Consider the following 16,411-nt stretch of genomic DNA (forward strand, 5'->3'; position numbering starts at 1 on the left):
GGGAGCTTAACGCTCGTCCCATTCATCCGCTGCGGCCTGACCTTCTTCCGTATCCAGCGGCGGTTCGAGCTGAAACTCACCTTCGTCCCATTCGTGCAGCGTATTTTCTTCGAGCCACTCCTGACGTAACTCAATTTCGTCATAGTCGCCGTCGAATACGGCCTGCGCACCTTCACCACTCAGCATCGGCAGACATTCTCCGTCTTCACCTTCATCAGCAAAGAACTCGGCCTGCCACATAATATCGCCGTCCTGTAGGACATATTTTTGGATATTGAGTTGTTGCACGTCAGCATCTTCTTCCTCAATGCCGGGATTATCGGCGAGGAATTCTTCGCGAGCGGCATCAATTGCTTCTTCCAGCGTGGCGTACATGGTCATTAGTGTCTCCCTGTTTTTCGTGAAGGTATTCAGGGAAAGAATAGCTGATTATATGATTTTGCAAGTATGAATAAGAAAATTAGCCGTCACGATGTTGTGTTATGCGCGCCGGGCGTAGCGCCCGGGACAAGCTGAGCCAGGAATAGACGGCGTTGAACAGCACGACGCCTGCCGTCACGATAAAAACGGCCCGGAAACCAAAACTGGCCGAAACCCCCGCCCCGACCAGTGGCCCGGTGACGTTACCCAGATCGCGAAACGACTGGTTGTAGCTGAAAATACGCCCGGCAATCTGGTTGGTGGAGTTATAAACCAGCAGCGTCTGCACCGCCGGAAGCAACGCGCCGTCCGCAGCCCCCAGCAGGAAGCGCAGCACCCCGAGCTGCCACGGCGATTGCACCATCGACATGGGAATAAGCAGCAGAACGGAGACAATCAGGGCGCAGATGAGGATCTTCTCCGGGCCGATGCGGTCTCCCAGCTTGCCGAGCCGCGGCGCGCTCAGCAGCGCGGCCACGCCGGGCACGGAGGCGATCAGTCCGCTGATAAAGGCAATGTTTCCGACGTTTCCGGCCAGATCACGCACATAAAGCGTCAAAATAGGCGCAATGGAACCAGTAGCCACCTGGATAATCATGGTGGTCACAAACAGGCTCAGCACCAGCTTTGGGTTTTTCAGCGAGGCCAGCACGTCACGGGCGTGCAGCATCTCTTTTTTGGCCACGGGGGTGAAATTCTCGCGGATGCAGATAAGCGTCACGAGGAAGCAGAGGAACAACACGCTGGCGGTAATGAAGAAGACCGGCCGCAGTCCGTAGTGGTCGGCCAACAGCCCGCCTGCCAGCGGACCGAGCAGCGCGCCGCTTACGCCGCCAGTGGAAAGCGTACCCAACGCCCAGCCGCTTTTCTGGCGCGGGATTTGGGTGGCAATCAGGGCGTTAGCATTCGGGATAAACCCTCCGAGCAGACCCAGGAGCGCGCGTAAGATCAGGAACTGCCAGACGTTTTGCGCCACGCCCATCAGCAGCATAATGATTGCCATCCCGAGCGCGGAGCGCAGCAGCATGATTTTGCGGCCTTTACGGTCGGCCAGGCCACCCCAGAACGGCGACGCAATGGCGGAGAACAGGAACGTAATGCTGAACACCAGCCCGGACCACATATTCAGCGCGCTGTGGCCGGTCACGCCGAGCTGTTCAACGTAAAGGGGCAGGAAGGGCATAACCAGGCTGAAGGCGGAGCCGGTGAGAAAACAGCCCAGCCACGCAACCGTCAGGTTACGTTTCCAGTTTATGGGAGCATCTGAGGGGGACATAACTATCCGCATTATGGGGTGCAGGGCACCGTGACCAGTGAGGTAATAAGCCTGCTAATTATGCGCCAGGGTTATGATTGCCGCAATGACGGGAGCTTTTAAAGCTAAAACAACATGCGACCCGGAAGGCCGCATGTCGATTAATAACGAGAAGGGACGCCCTGAGGCCGGGTTTTGAAGCGGCGATGCAGCCACATGTACTGCTCCGGGGCGAGCATAATGCATTTCTCGACAATGCCGTTCATCCAGCGCGCGGTGGTTTCCGCGTCGTCGAGCGGCGGAGCGAGTTCCGGCTCCAGCATGATGAGCTGATAGCCTGAACCGTCCGGCTTACGGCGTGGCACAAACGGCACGATAGCGGCTTTGGACATCCGCGCCAGCATCCAGGTCCCGGTGGTGGTCGCGGCCTCTTCAACCGCAAAGAACGGGACAAACACGCTGGATTGCGGGCCGTAGTCATGATCAGGGGCATACCAGACCACCTCACCTGATTTCAGGGCGCGGATCATTCCCTTCAGATCTTTGCGGTCGATCATGCTTTTGTTGGAGCGCATGCGTCCGTTGGTCTGGATCAAATCGATCACCGGATTGTCGTTAGGACGATAAACGCCAATACCTGGCGCCTGCATACCGAACATGCGTGCGCCAATTTCGAGGGTCAGGAAATGAACGCCAATCAGCAGGACGCCAGTCTGGTTGGCCTGGAGATGATGCACGGGATCCATGCCGGTGCCGGCCACTTCCGTCCAGCGCGCCATGCGCTTATCTGACCAGAACCAGGCCATGCCGGTCTCCATCAGCCCCATACCGACCGATTCGAAGTTTTTCACCACCCTGTCGTGGCGCTCAGATTCACTCATCTGAGGAAAGCAAAGCTCAAGGTTGCGATACGCGATCCTGGCGCGACGCTTCATAAACGGTAGAGCAATGCGGCCCAGTCCTTTACCCATGCGGAAAATAAGCGGATAAGGCAGCTGCACAATGAGCCACAACAAGCCAATGCCTGACCAGGTTAACCAATAGCGGGGGTGCAAAAGCGCGGCAGTAAATTTCGGTAACTGGGTCATGTCTGTCCTGTGTTCTTACGTCCTGAAGGGCTATTGTCTCATTTTTTAATTGATAGCCAAAATATCTGTCATCGAAACATGAAAGAGTCTGCAAGTGTTAAGTCTGATAAATCAGATTGACTGAAATGTAGCGTAAATTGTGTGGATGTAAATTGTCTTTGTTTGCTATATCATGCCGACCGATTTTTATTTCTCAGCGATTGCAGGACTTGTACACCATGCCAGTGTTACACAACCGTGTTTCGAATGAGATGTTGAAAGCGCGCATGTTGGCCGAAACCGAACCGCGCACAACGATCTCTTTCTATAAATATTTCACCATCAACGATCCACAGGCGACCCGCGATGCGCTTTACCAGGCTTTCACCGCCCTGAACGTGTTTGGCCGCGTCTATCTGGCGCGAGAGGGGATTAACGCGCAGATCAGCGTGCCGGAAAGCAAGGTCAGCGCCTTCCGCGATCTCCTCTACGGGTTTGATCCCGCGCTTGATGGGGTGCGCCTGAACATTGCGCTGGATGATGACGGTAAATCATTCTGGGTGCTGCGCATGAAGGTGCGTGAGCGTATTGTGGCGGATGGTATTGACGATCCGAGCTTCAATGCCGGCAATGTGGGTGAGTACCTTAAGGCCGCTGAAGTGAATGCGATGCTCGACGATCCGGACGCGGTATTCATCGATATGCGTAACCACTATGAATATGAAGTGGGCCACTTTGAAAACGCGATGGAGATCCCTGCCGACACCTTCCGCGAGCAGCTGCCGAAAGCCGTAGAGATGATGCAGGAGCATAAAGACAAAAAGATCGTGATGTACTGCACCGGGGGGATCCGCTGCGAAAAAGCCAGTGCCTGGATGAAGCACAACGGTTTTAATAAAGTCTGGCACATTGAGGGCGGGATCATTGAGTATGCCCGCCGCGCCCGCGAGCAGGGTTTACCGGTGCGTTTTATCGGTAAGAACTTTGTGTTTGACGAGCGTATGGGCGAGCGAATTTCAGAGGATGTGATCGCGCACTGCCACCAGTGCGGTACGCCGTGCGATACGCATACCAACTGCAAAAACGACGGTTGTCATCTGCTGTTTATTCAGTGTCCTGCCTGTGCCGAGAAGTACAATGGCTGCTGTAGCGAGCTGTGCAGTGAAGAGAGTCTGCTGCCTGAAGAAGAGCAACGCCGCCGCCGTGCCGGCCGCGAGAACGGGAATAAGATTTTTAATAAATCCCGGGGTCGACTGAATACCAAACTGGGTATTCCGGACCCGGAGTAAAACGATGCCCGGCAGCGCAAAAGCCTGCCGGGCCTTTTTTAAGACTTCTGCTGAACGCCTTCCACCGAAATAATCAGCTCCACATCCTGCGATGCCGGGCCTAAATCCGTGGTGATATTAAAATCTTTCAGATGAATTTTGCCTGCGGCTTCAAAACCAGCGCGTTTGCCGCCCCACGGGTCGTCGCCCTGGCCGATTAATTTCGCTTCCAGCGTTACCGGTTTTGTTACGCCGTTCAGCGTCAGATTACCGGTAATATTCAGCTCATCACCGTCTTTCTTCACCTCTGTCGACGCGAAGGTGGCTTGCGGGAATTTCGCCACGTTCAGGAATTCAGCGCTGCGCAGATGTTTATCACGCTCGGCGTGGTTAGTATCGACGCTGTTGGTGTTAATGGTGACATTCACTTTATCGGCAGCAGGGTTTTTCTCGTCGAAAGTAAATGTGCCATCGAAATCATTGAACGTGCCATATAACCAGCTGTAACCCAGATGTTGAATACGGAAATTGACGAAGGCATGCTGACCCTCTTTATCAATTTTATAGTCAGCAGCGACAGCCGAACCGGTGGTGAATAACAGCGAACCTAATGCGATACCCAACAGGCGTTTTTTCATTTTATGCTCCAGAGTCAACTGACGAACGGCCAAGCATGCGCTTCAGCGTATCGTCTTTATCAATAAAGTGGTGTTTCAGGGCCGCAAGGCCGTGCAGAACCGATAAGATCACCACGCTCCATGCCAGCCACAGATGAACCGCACCTGCGGTGTCAGCCTGTGAACCGGCGTCAGCCAGCGTGGCAGGGACGTCGAAAAGTCCAAACACGCTGATCGGCTTGCCGTCTGCGGTCGAAATGAGATAGCCGCTGATCAGAATGGCGAACAGCAGGGCATAGAGTGCGATATGTGCGCCTACAGCGCTGATGCGGGTAAAACGACCATGGCTCCTGGGGGCAGGTGGGGGCGGAGAGACATGTCGCCAGATCACGCGAATAACCAGACCCATCATCAGCAGAACCCCAATGCTTTTGTGCAATTCGGGAGCCTGATGATACCAACCGTCATAATAGCTTAATGTCACCATCCAGAGGCCGAGACCAAACATGGCATAGACGGCAAGCGCAAATAGCCAGTGTAAACACATGGATATTATTCCGTAGCGGCTGGAGGAGTTACGCCATTGCATATGAATTTCCGTTCTCAAATGTCTGAGCACTAAAAATGAACGGGTTAAATAAATAATGCAACTGAAAAAAAAGAATAATGATTTTTATTTAATTTATTTCAGCGAATTTGAATGTGTTTGCGCGATGTAATTCAATCGCTTCGTTCAATAAATTTGAGATGATTTTTATAAAAAACAGAAGTTAAATAAGCTTAAAGGAGTGTCAGTAAATGTCAGCGAGTATTCTCAAAAGAATACGATATAGATGACGTCAACGATCGCCAGCAGCGACCAGAGCACAATGTAGAGCATGAAATGCTCGCGAATGTTATTGATCAGATAATTCACCAGTCTGCGCATCATGCCCCTCTCGCTAAACAGGCTCCGGTTATTCGGAGCCTGTGGAGGTATTATCTGTCAAAGCGCGAGAGCGCGAAGGGGGTGAGATCAAACGAAGGCGCGATCCCCTGCGCAAACTGGGCGGCGATTTCGCCTAGCACCGACGCAAATTTAAACCCGTGACCGCTGAGCCCGGTTACGATCAGGGTATTGTCGTGTCCGGGCAGCGTGTCGATAATGAAGTCTTCATCCGGCGTGTTGTCGTAGGTGCACGCTGCGCCGTAAAGCAATCCGCCTACGCCCGGCAGAATATTACGCAGGAACGTGAAGGCTTCGGAACCATCCTGCGGATAGGCTCCGTACGGCTTGCGCTCTTCCGCAGAGGAAATAACCTGCCCGCCGTTGTGTTTGCCTATCTTGAGCGCGTCTTTTTCCGAAGGGAAACCGTAGAACTGATCGCCATTGGGTAATTCGCCCGTAAACGCCGGGAATTTGTTCTGGCTGCTGTAACGCCCGTCAGACTGGAACCATGAGAAGACTTTGCGCACCGGCTGGATGGGCAGGTCCGGCAGCAGTTTTGTCACCCACGTTCCCGCACTGACCAGCAGGCGTGCGGCGGTATATTCACCCTCAGACGTGGTGACGGTTGAACCATCGGCTTGGTGGGTGATGCCCGTGACCGGACAGTTGAACAACTGCGCGCAGCCCGCTTTGGCAGCGAGATCGATCCAGGTCTTAATGGCCGTTTCGCTGTGCAGCACGCCGGAGTTGGCTTCAAACAATCCAATGTAATCTTCAGGGACAGAAATTTCCGGCCAGCGCGTCATAATGCCGTTCGCATCAAGACGCTCTACGTCCAGGCTGTAGGCTTTCGCGCTCTCCTCGACGTTCGCCAGAAACGTGGAGCTGGAAGGCCCGAGGTTAATGACCCCGGTGCGCTCAAAAATGCGCTCCTCGGTGCGTGCCGCCAGCTCGTCCCACAGCGTCTGAGCCCGAAGCACCAGCGGTACATAGCGTTCACCTTCACCGTAAGCGTGACGGATCAAACGGGTATCGCCGTGATGGCTTCCTTCAGAATGGGGGGGAAGGTGGGCGTCAATCATCAGCACATTCAGACCCGCCTGCGTGGCGTAATAACCGGCGGCAGATCCTACGGAGCCGCTTCCGATAATGATCAAATCGTATTTCATAGGCTTCTCTTTACTAACGCTTTGTTAGCAGAGTAATTAACTATGTGGGCTTATACAAGAACGAAATAAATAAGGCACCGCGAGGGTGCCTGTTGAGTGAAGGGGCATAAGATTAATGCCGTTTATACTCATTTTCCTGATAGTCGCCAGATTCTATTTTTGCGATGCCTGCTTCCAAAATAGAGATAAACTGACGGGCGACGTCTGTTGTAAGCCACAGCGTCTGTCCAACTTCCGCTTCATCACGGTTTTGCTGATTTGGGGTCTGGTAGTGCAAACGCAGCATCAGCGCATCGTAGCTGTCTACGGTGCTGATATCCCAGCCAACAAGCGGATGGGTCTGGATCACTTCACTATTCTTTTCCATTATAACCCCCTTAATGCGTGTTAGAAGACAACGACTTTGAGGTTCAATGCATGTTTTTCTGAAAGCAATTTCAGTATATCAATTAATAAGGGTTCAGAAGGAAAAAATAAACGGGTAGCAACACATTTTTATGCTTTTTAGGATTGTTCGAGCAATAAAACACCATCTTGTTCACGATTTTCTAAGAAGATGCTGAAATATTTTGAACTTACAGGAGACGAAACGAAAAAAAGCCGGGGCGACCCGGCAAAAAAACACAATGAGGGAGCAAATTTTAATCTGTGATGAACCAGTCGTCGGCGCTTTCCCAGGTTTCCTGCAAAATTTCGCTGATGCGGTCTTTGTCTTCTTTCGCGCCGCCGATGACGGAAAGATGGTTTGCTGTCGCATAACGTACCGTTACGGCGCCATCGTTTTCAGGAAAAGTGCTGTTAATACGTCGGGATAGCTCACCCGCCAGCGCGTCGAGTGCGCCAGCAGGCAGGACGGTGGTTTTGGCAATGGTGACTTCAATACGCATAAATGCCCCCTGTGTAATATACTGTTTATTTATACAGTTATATTGTCGGTTTGACAACAGGAGGCGACAGTTTTTTAGCGTTTTACCGTCCAGCTTACGGTTTCACCGGCCAGGAACGGGATCAGCGTATCATCGGTGAGCGCAATCGACTCTTCAACCTGGCTTTCTTTTCGCTCCAGCTCAATGAAGGTGTCATTGACCGGCAGACCGTAGAAACGTGGACCGTTGAGGGAGCAGAAGGCTTCGAAATGCTCTAGCGCGTTCATCTCTTCAAACACGGTTGCGTAACTTGCGAGTGCGGTCGGCGCGTTGAAGCAGCCTGCACAGCCGCAGCTCGCCTCTTTCCGGTGACGGGCATGCGGGGCGGAATCCGTGCCCAGAAACGCGCGAGGGAAGCCGCTGGCCACCAGCTCACGCAGCGCCTGCTGGTGGGTATTGCGCTTAAGGATCGGCAGACAGTACAGATGTGGACGAACCCCGCCCACCAGCATGTGGTTACGGTTAAACATCAGGTGCTGCGGGGTGATGGTGGCGGCAATCAGTTCGTTTCCATCCCGGACGTACTCTGCGGCATCTTTGGTCGTGATATGTTCAAACACCACCTTCAGCCCCGGAAGACGCTGGCGCAGCGGCTCCATTACCGTTTCAATAAACCGCGCTTCACGATCGAAAATATCAATGTCAGCATGGGTCACTTCCCCGTGCACCAGCAGAGGCATCCCCAGTTTTTGCATACGCTCCAGAACGGGCATGATGGCGTCAACGCTGGTCACCCCATGGCTGGAGTTGGTGGTGGCGTTTGCCGGGTAGAGCTTCGCGGCGGTGAACACACCTTCGTTAAACCCGCGCTCAACCTCATCGGGATCCAGCGAGTCCGTCAGGTAGCAGGTCATCAACGGGGTAAAATCGTGCCCGGCCGGAACGGCGTCAAGGATACGCTGGCGATAGGCGATCGCGGCCTCGACGGTGGTGACTGGTGGAACCAGGTTAGGCATTACAATCGCACGGCCATAAATTTCGCTGGTATATGGCACGACGGTTTTCAGCATATCGCCATCACGAAGATGGATATGCCAGTCGTCTGGGCGGCGGATTTTGAGAACCTGGGATTGTACAGTCATGGAAGCTCCGGCTTGAAAGAGATCAGTCATAAGATGGCTGTTTTTGCCGGACACAAATCATAAGCGGAAACGTTTTCGTTTGCACACACTTCCGTTAAAAAAAACGGGCGCCTGAGCGCCCGGAGACTTTAGTCGGTGAAAGGAATGATGATTTCACCCGGCTTCACCTCTATCCCTTTGGCATATTTTTTCGCCAGAGATTCGCCCTTACTCTTGTCTTCGCTCAGAACGTAGGCGGGCTGCTGGTTAAAGTAGTTCTGCAACGACTGGTTGAGATAAGGCATCAGCGTTTGCAGCACCGGTTTCATTTTGTCCGGCGTCACAACCGCGTCCACAATTTCCATCTCTTGCAGGAAAATTGCCCCTTTCTCTTTATTAAAGACCGGCAGCGCCTTGAGCTTCAGCTTAATGTCCGCTTTCTGATTGCCGAACAGCGAAGTCATGTCCAGGCTGGCATCGCCGGAAAGGGTGACTTTGTTAGGCTCCTCGCGACCAATCTGACTGGCGAGATTCGTCAGAACGATATGCGCATCCGCAAGGCCGGGTACGCCGATATCTTTTGAAAAGTTATTATGTTTTTCCAGCGCCTGATTAATTTCCTGCTCACTGACGGTGTACTGCGTAAGCTGGTTACATCCCACCAGCAGACCACTGACAACTAACGCAGCGGCAATAACGATCTTTTTCATGGCGTTCCTCAACATAAAATCGGCGCATCTGTCCTGATACGCCAGTATGTCAGGGTGATCCTACAGAAACCAGCAGAAAAAACTGATAGTGGAGGGAGGCAAATTTCCTCCCGCCAGAAGGTCAGGCGCCGGGCTCCAGCATCCCGCGCGTGCTGCGTTTATCGCTGAACTGCCACCAGAGGGCAATCAGCGTCATAAAGCCGACCATGCCGAGCATGACCCACGGCAGCTCCGGCTGATGGAGCGCTTTTCCGGCATCAAACAGCCAGCCGCCGCCGGTGTAACCCAGTGCGCCGCCAAGCGCCAGTCCAAGACGGCTGAACCCCATGTAGCTGCCCCGGGCGCGAGCGTCGGCAAGCGACGCGCTCAGCGTTTCACGGGCTGGTTCGGCAATGATGGAGCCAATATAGAAGGTGCAGATCAGCATAAACAGCTGCTGGAGTGAGCTCACCAGGCCGATGGGCATCATGCTCAGCGTCATCAGCAACAGCCCGGCCATCAGACGGTGCTCAAGCCGGAAACGGCGCTCGCTCCAGCGGGCAATCGGATAAAGCAGCGTCAAAGAGAGGCAGGCCTCAATGGCATACATCCATTTCACCGCCGCCGGCGTACCGGCAATATCATTAACCATGATCGGCAGCATCAGCATGACCTGCACGGCAAGCATATAGTAGCCGGTCAGGGTTAACACATACGTGACGAAGCGTTTATCGCTCAGCACGCGGTCAAGCCCTTCCCGCACTGGCGCTTTAACTGTCGACAGTTTCCACGCAGGCAGAAACAGACCGTTAAACAGCGCGCAGAGAATAAATAACACCGCGCCGGTGGCGCAGACCAGACGGAAATCGTATTGCAGCAGCCAGCTTCCCAGCAGGGCGCCCACGACCGCGCCGGCGCTGTCCTGCATCATTAAAATTGAGAAGAAGCGACCCCGGTGTTGCGGGCGGATCAGCTTAACCACCAGCGCGGTACGCGGCGGGTCGAAAAGGGTGCCGCCAATGCCGGAAAGGAAACAGGAGAACCACAGCAGCCAGGGTTCATGCGCGATGGCCATCGTGGCGAAGCCCGCCGCACGTAACAGCATGCCGGTGACAATCATCGGTTTTGCGCCGAAGCGGTCGGCAATGGCGCCGCCAAACACGCCCAGGCCCTGTTGGACAAACTGGCGTAAGCCCAGCGCGATCCCGACCATCAGCGCCGCCCAGCCCATTTGATCGACAAAACGAATCGATATAAGCGGAAAAACGACAAAAAAGCCGAGCACGACCAGCATGTTATCGACGAGCAGGAAATATTTACCCAGGCTCCTGGCCTGTGATACGCGGGACATTTTCCCTCCAGGGAAAACAGAAGGTGAGCACGCTAACATTCTGCGGTGCCGCCACGCTTTTTCCCATACCCGCTGGCGACAATATTTTTTTATCAAAAAGGTGCTTTGATAGAGAGTTCTCATCGAAAAATGTGAAAAGCGATCAAAATGGTATGTCACTGTTTTCACAGAAGGCACAGGCACAGGTATAGTAAAGCTAACTGGCAGAGCAGAATCGACGGGAAGGAGTGGTATCGATGTTTGGCTATCGCAGTAATGTGCCAAAAGTGCGTCTGACGACGGACAGGCTGGTCGTTCGTCTGGTGCATGAGCGTGATGCCTGGCGTCTGGCGGATTATTACGCCGAGAATCGCCAGTTTTTAAAACCCTGGGAACCCGTTCGGGACGAGAGCCACTGCTACCCCTCCGGCTGGCAGGCGCGCCTCAGTATGATTGCGGAATTTCACAAGCAGGGAAGCGCGTTTTATTTCGCGCTTCTCGATCCGGAAGAGAAAGAGATCGTGGGCATTGCCAATTTTTCAAACGTGGTGCGCGGGTCGTTTCACGCCTGTTACCTCGGGTATTCTATCGGCCAGAAATGGCAGGGGCAGGGGCTTATGTTTGAGGCGCTGACGGCGGCGATCCGCTACATGCAGCGCACGCAGCATATCCATCGCATTATGGCGAACTATATGCCGCACAATAAGCGCAGCGGCGATCTGCTGGCCCGTCTGGGGTTTGAAAAAGAGGGCTATGCCAAAGATTACCTGCTGATTGACGGCGAGTGGCGGGACCATGTCCTCACCGCGCTCACCACGCAGGAGTGGACCGCAGGTCGTTAAGGAGAAAAGATGAAATATCAGTTAAATGGCGCCGAGGCGCGCGTGATTGGCTGCCTGCTGGAAAAGCAGGTCACGACGCCGGAACAGTATCCCCTTTCCGTCAATGCCGTCACGATGGCCTGCAATCAGAAGACGAACCGTGAGCCGGTGATGAACCTGGGCGAACACGAGGTACAGGATATCCTCGACGAGCTGGTGAAACGCCACTACCTGCGTACCGTCAGCGGCTTCGGCAATCGCGTCACTAAATATGAACAGCGCTTTTGTAATTCTGAATTTGGCGATTTAAAACTCAGCGCTGCGGAAGTGGCTGTTATCACCACGCTGCTGCTGCGCGGGGCGCAGACGCCGGGGGAACTGCGTACGCGCGCCTCTCGCATGCATGAATTTCGTGATATGCAGGACGTTGAACAGACGCTGGAGGGGCTGGCGTCACGTGAGGACGGTCCTTACGTGGTGCGCTTGCCCCGCGAGCCGGGCAAGCGTGAAAGCCGCTATATGCACCTGTTCAGCGGCGACGTGGATACCTCTGCGCTGGCCGCTGAATCCGACGCGCCAGCGTCAAACGACAGCCTGACCGCGCGCGTGGCAGCCCTGGAAGAAGAGGTTGCCGGGCTGAAGCAGCGTCTGGATGCTTTACTCGCACACCTGGGAGATTAAACGTGACAACATTACGCATTGGCGTTGTAGGCCTGGGCGGGATTGCGCAAAAAGCCTGGCTGCCCGTTTTAGGCGCAGCATCAGACTGGACGCTGCAAGGGGCGTGGTCGCCTACCCGTGAAAAAGCAGAGCGCATCTGCGAAACCTGGCGCATCCCTTATGCCGGTTCGCTACAGGATTTAGCCCGTGAATGTGATGCGGTATTTGTGCATACCTCTACGGCAACACACTACCAGGTGGTGAGCGAGCTGCTGAACGCGGGCGTTCACGTCTGCGTGGATAAGCCGCTGGCGGAAAATGTGCAGGATGCTGAACGTCTGATTGAGCTGGCTGCGCGTAAAAAGCTGACGCTGATGGTCGGTTTCAACCGCCGTTTCGCCCCGCTCTATCAGCAGCTCAAAGCTCAGTCCGGCTCGTTTGCCTCTCTGCGCATGGATAAGCACCGTACCGACAGCGTGGGGCCGAACGATCTGCGCTTCACGCTGCTGGATGATTATCTCCACGTTGTGGATACGGCGCTGTGGCTGAGTAACGGAAATGCACGCCTGCAAAGCGGCACGCTGCTGACTAACGAGCAGGGCGAGATGGTCTACGCCGAGCATCATTTTGCCGTTGAACATGTGCAGGTGACGACCAGCATGCACCGCCGGGCGGGCAGTCAGCGCGAGTCCGTGCAGGCCGTTACGGATGGGGCGCTGTATGACGTCACCGATATGCGTGAGTGGCGGGAAGAGAAGGGCAACGGCGTGGTCGCGTTACCCGTTCCCGGCTGGCAGAGCACGCTGGAGCAGCGCGGCTTTGTAGGCTGCGCGCGTCACTTCATCACCTGCGTGCAAAATCAGACGGTGCCTGAAACGTCCGGCGAGCAGGCAATTCTGGCGCAACGCATTGTGGAACGACTCTGGCGCGACGCGATGTCGGAATAACCCGCTGTAACATCTGCCGATAGTAATTCCTTAAAATCCGGTTAGACTAAGCGCCGCTTGTTGGCTTTGCCGGGTGGCGCTAACGCTTACCCGGCCTACAAATCCGTAGGGTTGTGGAACTTCACGTTAATGAACTTATTAAAATCGCTGGCGGCCGTCAGCTCGATGACCATGTTTTCCCGCGTGCTTGGCTTTGCGCGCGATGCCATTGTAGCAAGGGTTTTTGGCGCAGGGATGGCAACGGACGCCTTTTTCGTCGCGTTTAAGCTGCCGAACCTGCTGCGCCGTATTTTTGCCGAAGGGGCTTTTTCACAGGCATTTGTCCCGATCCTCGCGGAATATAAAAGCAAGCAGGGCGAAGATGCCACCCGTGTTTTTGTGGCCTACGTTTCCGGTTTACTGACCCTGGCGCTGGCGATCGTCACCGTGCTGGGGATGCTGGCAGCGCCCTGGGTGATCATGGTAACGGCGCCGGGCTTTGCCGACACGGCGGATAAATTTGCCCTGACGACGCAGCTGCTGCGTATCACCTTCCCCTATATCCTGCTGATTTCACTGGCGTCGCTGGTGGGTGCCATCCTGAATACCTGGAACCGCTTCTCCGTTCCGGCTTTTGCCCCCACGTTCCTCAACGTCAGCATGATTGGCTTTGCGCTGTTCGCCGCGCCGCATTTTAACCCGCCGGTGCTGGCGCTGGCCTGGGCCGTGACCGTCGGCGGCGTGCTACAGCTTGCCTACCAGCTTCCGCACCTGAAAAAGATCGGCATGCTGGTTCTGCCGCGCATCAATTTCAAAGACGCGGGGGCAATGCGCGTTATCAAACAGATGGGACCGGCGATCCTCGGCGTCTCCGTCAGCCAGATCTCGCTCATCATCAATACCATCTTTGCCTCCTTCCTGGTGTCGGGCTCGGTGTCCTGGATGTACTACGCCGACCGCCTGATGGAGTTTCCGTCCGGGGTGCTGGGCGTGGCGCTGGGGACTATTCTTCTGCCCTCGCTGTCGAAAAGTTTTGCCAGCGGCAATCATGATGAATACTGCCGCCTGATGGACTGGGGCCTGCGCCTCTGTTTCCTGCTGGCGTTACCCAGCGCGGTGGCGCTGGGGATCCTGGCGAAACCGCTGACGGTGTCGCTGTTCCAGTATGGTAAATTCACCGCCTTTGATGCCGCCATGACGCAGCGTGCGCTTGTGGCCTATTCGGTGGGGCTGATGGGGCTGATTGTCGTGAAGGTGCTTGCGCCCGGCTTCTATTCACGTCAGGACATCAAAACGCCGGTTAAGATTGCCATTGTGACGCTGATCATGACTCAGCTGATGAACCTGGCGTTTATTGGTCCGCTAAAACACGCGGGTCTGTCACTGTCGATTGGTCTGGCGGCCTGTCTCAACGCCGGGTTGCTGTACTGGCAGCTGCGCAAGCAGGATATCTTCACCCCGCAGCCGGGCTGGGCAAGCTTCCTGCTGCGCCTGGTGATCGCGGTGCTGGTGATGGCGGCAGCGCTGGTTGGCATGCTGTACGTGATGCCTGACTGGGCGCAGGGCACCATGCCTTATCGCCTGATGCGTCTGATGGCCGTGGTGGCCGTGGGCGTAGTGGCATATTTTGCCACGCTGGCGGTGCTTGGCTTCAAGGTGAAAGAGTTCACCCGCCGCACGGTATAAACGCCAAAAGGGGAGTCACCAGACGGTGCTCCCCGTTTCATGACGTGCCGCTACTGCGTCAAATCGAAATCTTTTTCCCGCCCGTAATACGTGCAGTAGACGTCTGACCATCCGCACCGTACAGTCCCGGCTCTTTATAGGGCTTCAACACCTCAAGCGCCTGCTGATTACGGATAATCTGACCTTCCAGCAGCCAGCCGTTATGCTGGTTGAGATCGCGAAGATGCTGGGTTTTTTCTGTAATAGTCTGCCAGCGTTCGTTGATCTCATCATTGGCGCTGCGTTTCGCGTCTTGCTCAGCGCGTCGCTGTTTTTCCAGATAATCCAGGGTCGCCAGCAGCGAGCTTTTGTCTTCAGTAATGCGTTGCAACGCGCTGCCGTTGATTTGACCAGAAGAGAGGTGGTGCTGTTCTGCGTCCATCACCGTTTTCAGGTCGTTCAGGACCACCGTCATCTGATCCAGTATTTCTGACAGTCGACTCATACGGTTAGTTACTCTGGAGGAAACTCTGTGCGTCCTGAATCAGCGCATCAGCGATTTTGCTGGTATCCATTTTCAGTTCGCCGTTACGAATAGCCGTTTTCAGCGCTTCAACACGTTCCATGTTGATATCGCTGCTGCCTGGCTGCATCAGCTTCGACTGCGCATCGCTCAGCGTGACGCTGGTGCTGTTAGCGGTCGACGTTTTTTCCAGACGCGCTTTCTGCGGGGCAGCCTCGTTCGTTTCGCGAGGTTGTACAGTGCTAACCGGCTTCAGGGCTGATGTACGATCAATGCTCATAGTGTTGTCCTCATCGAGGGTTCGCGGCGTTTGCGCCTGACATCATCATTTGTTGAATATTTATCGGCAGTCGCCGCGAAATCTTTAAAAAGATTACAGGTTAATCAGAATATTCCCATCAGGACCGACCGTGCCGCTGACCACCTGGCCTGAGGACATTCTGACCCGGGCATTTTGCGCCACTGCGGCGTTATTCAGCGCCTTTCCTTCACTGTTGATGCTAAAGCCGTCGCCATTGGCGACCACCATCACCTGTTGTCCGGCTTTTACCCGCCATGCCTGGCGCAGCATAGAGAGCTGTATCGCCTGTCCAGCGGCGACATCTCGCAGGCTGACCGCCTCCTGAGCCTGGTTAATGTCCAGCATAGTCCGCGGAGGAAGCTGATCCAGCCGGCCACGCTTCAGCGTTACGCTATAAGGTTGCAGCAGGCTGCCTCGCGGAATCGGAACGGCGGCGACAACATAATTGCCCGTCGCCTGTACCGCAACCTGTAAATACCGTTTTTCGTTGGCGCAACGCGCCAGCACGTTCACGTTGCCCCATAACTTTGTGCTGCCGGTCACGCTAAATGACGGGGCTTCGCAGGACGGGTAAAGGTTAGGCGGGGTGCGCACGGTCACGCGTACGTCATCGCTGAAGCCGGCCAGCTTCTGCGCAAAGAAAGCATTGAGCTGGTCCTCTAACCCCTCAGCCTGCACCAGAGGGCTTAAAAGCAACAGAGTCGCCGCCAGGCCACGTTTAAAAGTCCGCATCGCACGTTCCACCATGTCCAGAATTAAGCAAATTCTACCCGCAGTGGTTTTGC

General features: G+C 54.9%; 20 protein-coding genes. 5 read left to right on the forward strand and 15 right to left on the reverse strand.

Translation table 11 applies throughout. The features are described from left to right. Positions 1–6 precede the first annotated feature (6 nt). The 3 genes from INF58_RS13430 to INF58_RS13440 all read right to left on the reverse strand — a co-directional run bounded on the left by INF58_RS13430 (position 7) and on the right by INF58_RS13440 (position 2,763). Positions 7–381, reverse strand: coding sequence for a MysB family protein (locus INF58_RS13430; protein WP_107535100.1), 375 nt, complete (start codon positions 379–381; stop codon positions 7–9). Between the two features lie 79 nt (positions 382–460). After that, entirely contained in the window at positions 461–1,696 is a 1,236-nt protein-coding gene (gene mdtG / locus INF58_RS13435) for a multidrug efflux MFS transporter MdtG (RefSeq protein WP_193527864.1), read from the reverse strand. Positions 1,697–1,836: 140 nt separating this feature from the next. Then, positions 1,837–2,763, reverse strand: a complete 927-nt coding sequence (locus tag INF58_RS13440; RefSeq protein ID WP_193527865.1) for a Kdo(2)-lipid IV(A) acyltransferase — start codon at positions 2,761–2,763, stop codon at positions 1,837–1,839. A gap of 218 nt (positions 2,764–2,981) precedes the next feature. Here INF58_RS13440 and INF58_RS13445 point away from each other — a divergent pair, with 218 nt between their 5' ends. Beyond that, positions 2,982–4,031 carry a rhodanese-related sulfurtransferase gene (locus INF58_RS13445; protein WP_063866346.1) on the forward strand — a complete coding sequence of 350 codons (1,050 nt, stop codon included), beginning with the start codon at positions 2,982–2,984 and terminating at the stop codon, positions 4,029–4,031. Positions 4,032–4,069: 38 nt separating this feature from the next. Here the strand turns inward: INF58_RS13445 and INF58_RS13450 are convergent, their stop codons facing one another. The 9 genes from INF58_RS13450 to mdtH all read right to left on the reverse strand — a co-directional run bounded on the left by INF58_RS13450 (position 4,070) and on the right by mdtH (position 10,751). Then, positions 4,070–4,648: a YceI family protein gene (locus INF58_RS13450; RefSeq protein ID WP_193527866.1), complete on the reverse strand. Its 579-nt coding sequence runs from the start codon at positions 4,646–4,648 to the stop codon at positions 4,070–4,072. 1 nt (position 4,649) lies between these two features. Further along, positions 4,650–5,216: a cytochrome b gene (locus INF58_RS13455; protein ID WP_193527867.1), complete on the reverse strand. Its 567-nt coding sequence runs from the start codon at positions 5,214–5,216 to the stop codon at positions 4,650–4,652. 225 nt (positions 5,217–5,441) lie between these two features. After that, entirely contained in the window at positions 5,442–5,555 is a 114-nt protein-coding gene (locus INF58_RS13460; protein ID WP_063449457.1) for a YceO family protein, read from the reverse strand. Positions 5,556–5,605: 50 nt separating this feature from the next. After that, on the reverse strand, positions 5,606–6,724 hold the full coding sequence (solA, locus tag INF58_RS13465; RefSeq protein WP_193527868.1) for an N-methyl-L-tryptophan oxidase: 1,119 nt from the start codon (positions 6,722–6,724) through the stop codon (positions 5,606–5,608). A gap of 112 nt (positions 6,725–6,836) precedes the next feature. Further along, on the reverse strand, positions 6,837–7,091 hold the full coding sequence (gene bssS / locus INF58_RS13470) for a biofilm formation regulator BssS (protein ID WP_015570838.1): 255 nt from the start codon (positions 7,089–7,091) through the stop codon (positions 6,837–6,839). A 274-nt stretch (positions 7,092–7,365) separates the two neighbouring features. Then, complete coding sequence (dinI, locus tag INF58_RS13475) at positions 7,366–7,611, reverse strand: DNA damage-inducible protein I (protein ID WP_063866349.1); 246 nt, start codon at positions 7,609–7,611, stop codon at positions 7,366–7,368. A gap of 74 nt (positions 7,612–7,685) precedes the next feature. Next, a complete protein-coding gene (gene pyrC / locus INF58_RS13480) occupies positions 7,686–8,732 on the reverse strand; it encodes a dihydroorotase (RefSeq protein WP_193527869.1) in 1,047 nt (348 codons plus the stop codon). 128 nt (positions 8,733–8,860) lie between these two features. Continuing rightward, a complete protein-coding gene (locus INF58_RS13485; RefSeq protein ID WP_063866351.1) occupies positions 8,861–9,421 on the reverse strand; it encodes a lipoprotein in 561 nt (186 codons plus the stop codon). 121 nt (positions 9,422–9,542) lie between these two features. Continuing rightward, on the reverse strand, positions 9,543–10,751 hold the full coding sequence (gene mdtH, locus INF58_RS13490) for a multidrug efflux MFS transporter MdtH (RefSeq protein WP_003858008.1): 1,209 nt from the start codon (positions 10,749–10,751) through the stop codon (positions 9,543–9,545). A gap of 236 nt (positions 10,752–10,987) precedes the next feature. Here mdtH and rimJ point away from each other — a divergent pair, with 236 nt between their 5' ends. From rimJ to murJ, 4 genes are all read left to right on the forward strand, one after another. Beyond that, positions 10,988–11,572, forward strand: coding sequence for a ribosomal protein S5-alanine N-acetyltransferase (rimJ, locus tag INF58_RS13495; RefSeq protein WP_003858007.1), 585 nt, complete (start codon positions 10,988–10,990; stop codon positions 11,570–11,572). A gap of 9 nt (positions 11,573–11,581) precedes the next feature. Further along, positions 11,582–12,232 (forward strand): YceH family protein, encoded by a 651-nt coding sequence (locus INF58_RS13500; protein WP_193527870.1) that lies wholly within the window; start codon positions 11,582–11,584, stop codon positions 12,230–12,232. Positions 12,233–12,234: 2 nt separating this feature from the next. Next, on the forward strand, positions 12,235–13,158 hold the full coding sequence (locus INF58_RS13505; protein WP_112791707.1) for a Gfo/Idh/MocA family protein: 924 nt from the start codon (positions 12,235–12,237) through the stop codon (positions 13,156–13,158). Between the two features lie 129 nt (positions 13,159–13,287). Beyond that, positions 13,288–14,823, forward strand: coding sequence for a murein biosynthesis integral membrane protein MurJ (gene murJ / locus INF58_RS13510; protein WP_063449079.1), 1,536 nt, complete (start codon positions 13,288–13,290; stop codon positions 14,821–14,823). 58 nt (positions 14,824–14,881) lie between these two features. On the opposite strand, the gene flgN is transcribed toward murJ, so the two are convergent. The 3 genes from flgN to flgA all read right to left on the reverse strand — a co-directional run bounded on the left by flgN (position 14,882) and on the right by flgA (position 16,358). Then, on the reverse strand, positions 14,882–15,307 hold the full coding sequence (gene flgN, locus INF58_RS13515; protein WP_112791708.1) for a flagella biosynthesis chaperone FlgN: 426 nt from the start codon (positions 15,305–15,307) through the stop codon (positions 14,882–14,884). Positions 15,308–15,311: 4 nt separating this feature from the next. Continuing rightward, the gene (gene flgM / locus INF58_RS13520; protein ID WP_063449077.1) at positions 15,312–15,605 is read right to left on the reverse strand and encodes a flagellar biosynthesis anti-sigma factor FlgM; all 294 of its coding nucleotides are present in this window, start codon (positions 15,603–15,605) and stop codon (positions 15,312–15,314) included. Positions 15,606–15,698: 93 nt separating this feature from the next. Continuing rightward, a complete protein-coding gene (gene flgA / locus INF58_RS13525) occupies positions 15,699–16,358 on the reverse strand; it encodes a flagellar basal body P-ring formation chaperone FlgA (protein WP_193527871.1) in 660 nt (219 codons plus the stop codon). Positions 16,359–16,411 lie beyond the last annotated feature (53 nt).

Source organism: Enterobacter cloacae complex sp. P24RS (assembly GCF_014982165.1).
Taxonomy (GTDB): domain Bacteria; phylum Pseudomonadota; class Gammaproteobacteria; order Enterobacterales; family Enterobacteriaceae; genus Enterobacter; species Enterobacter quasihormaechei.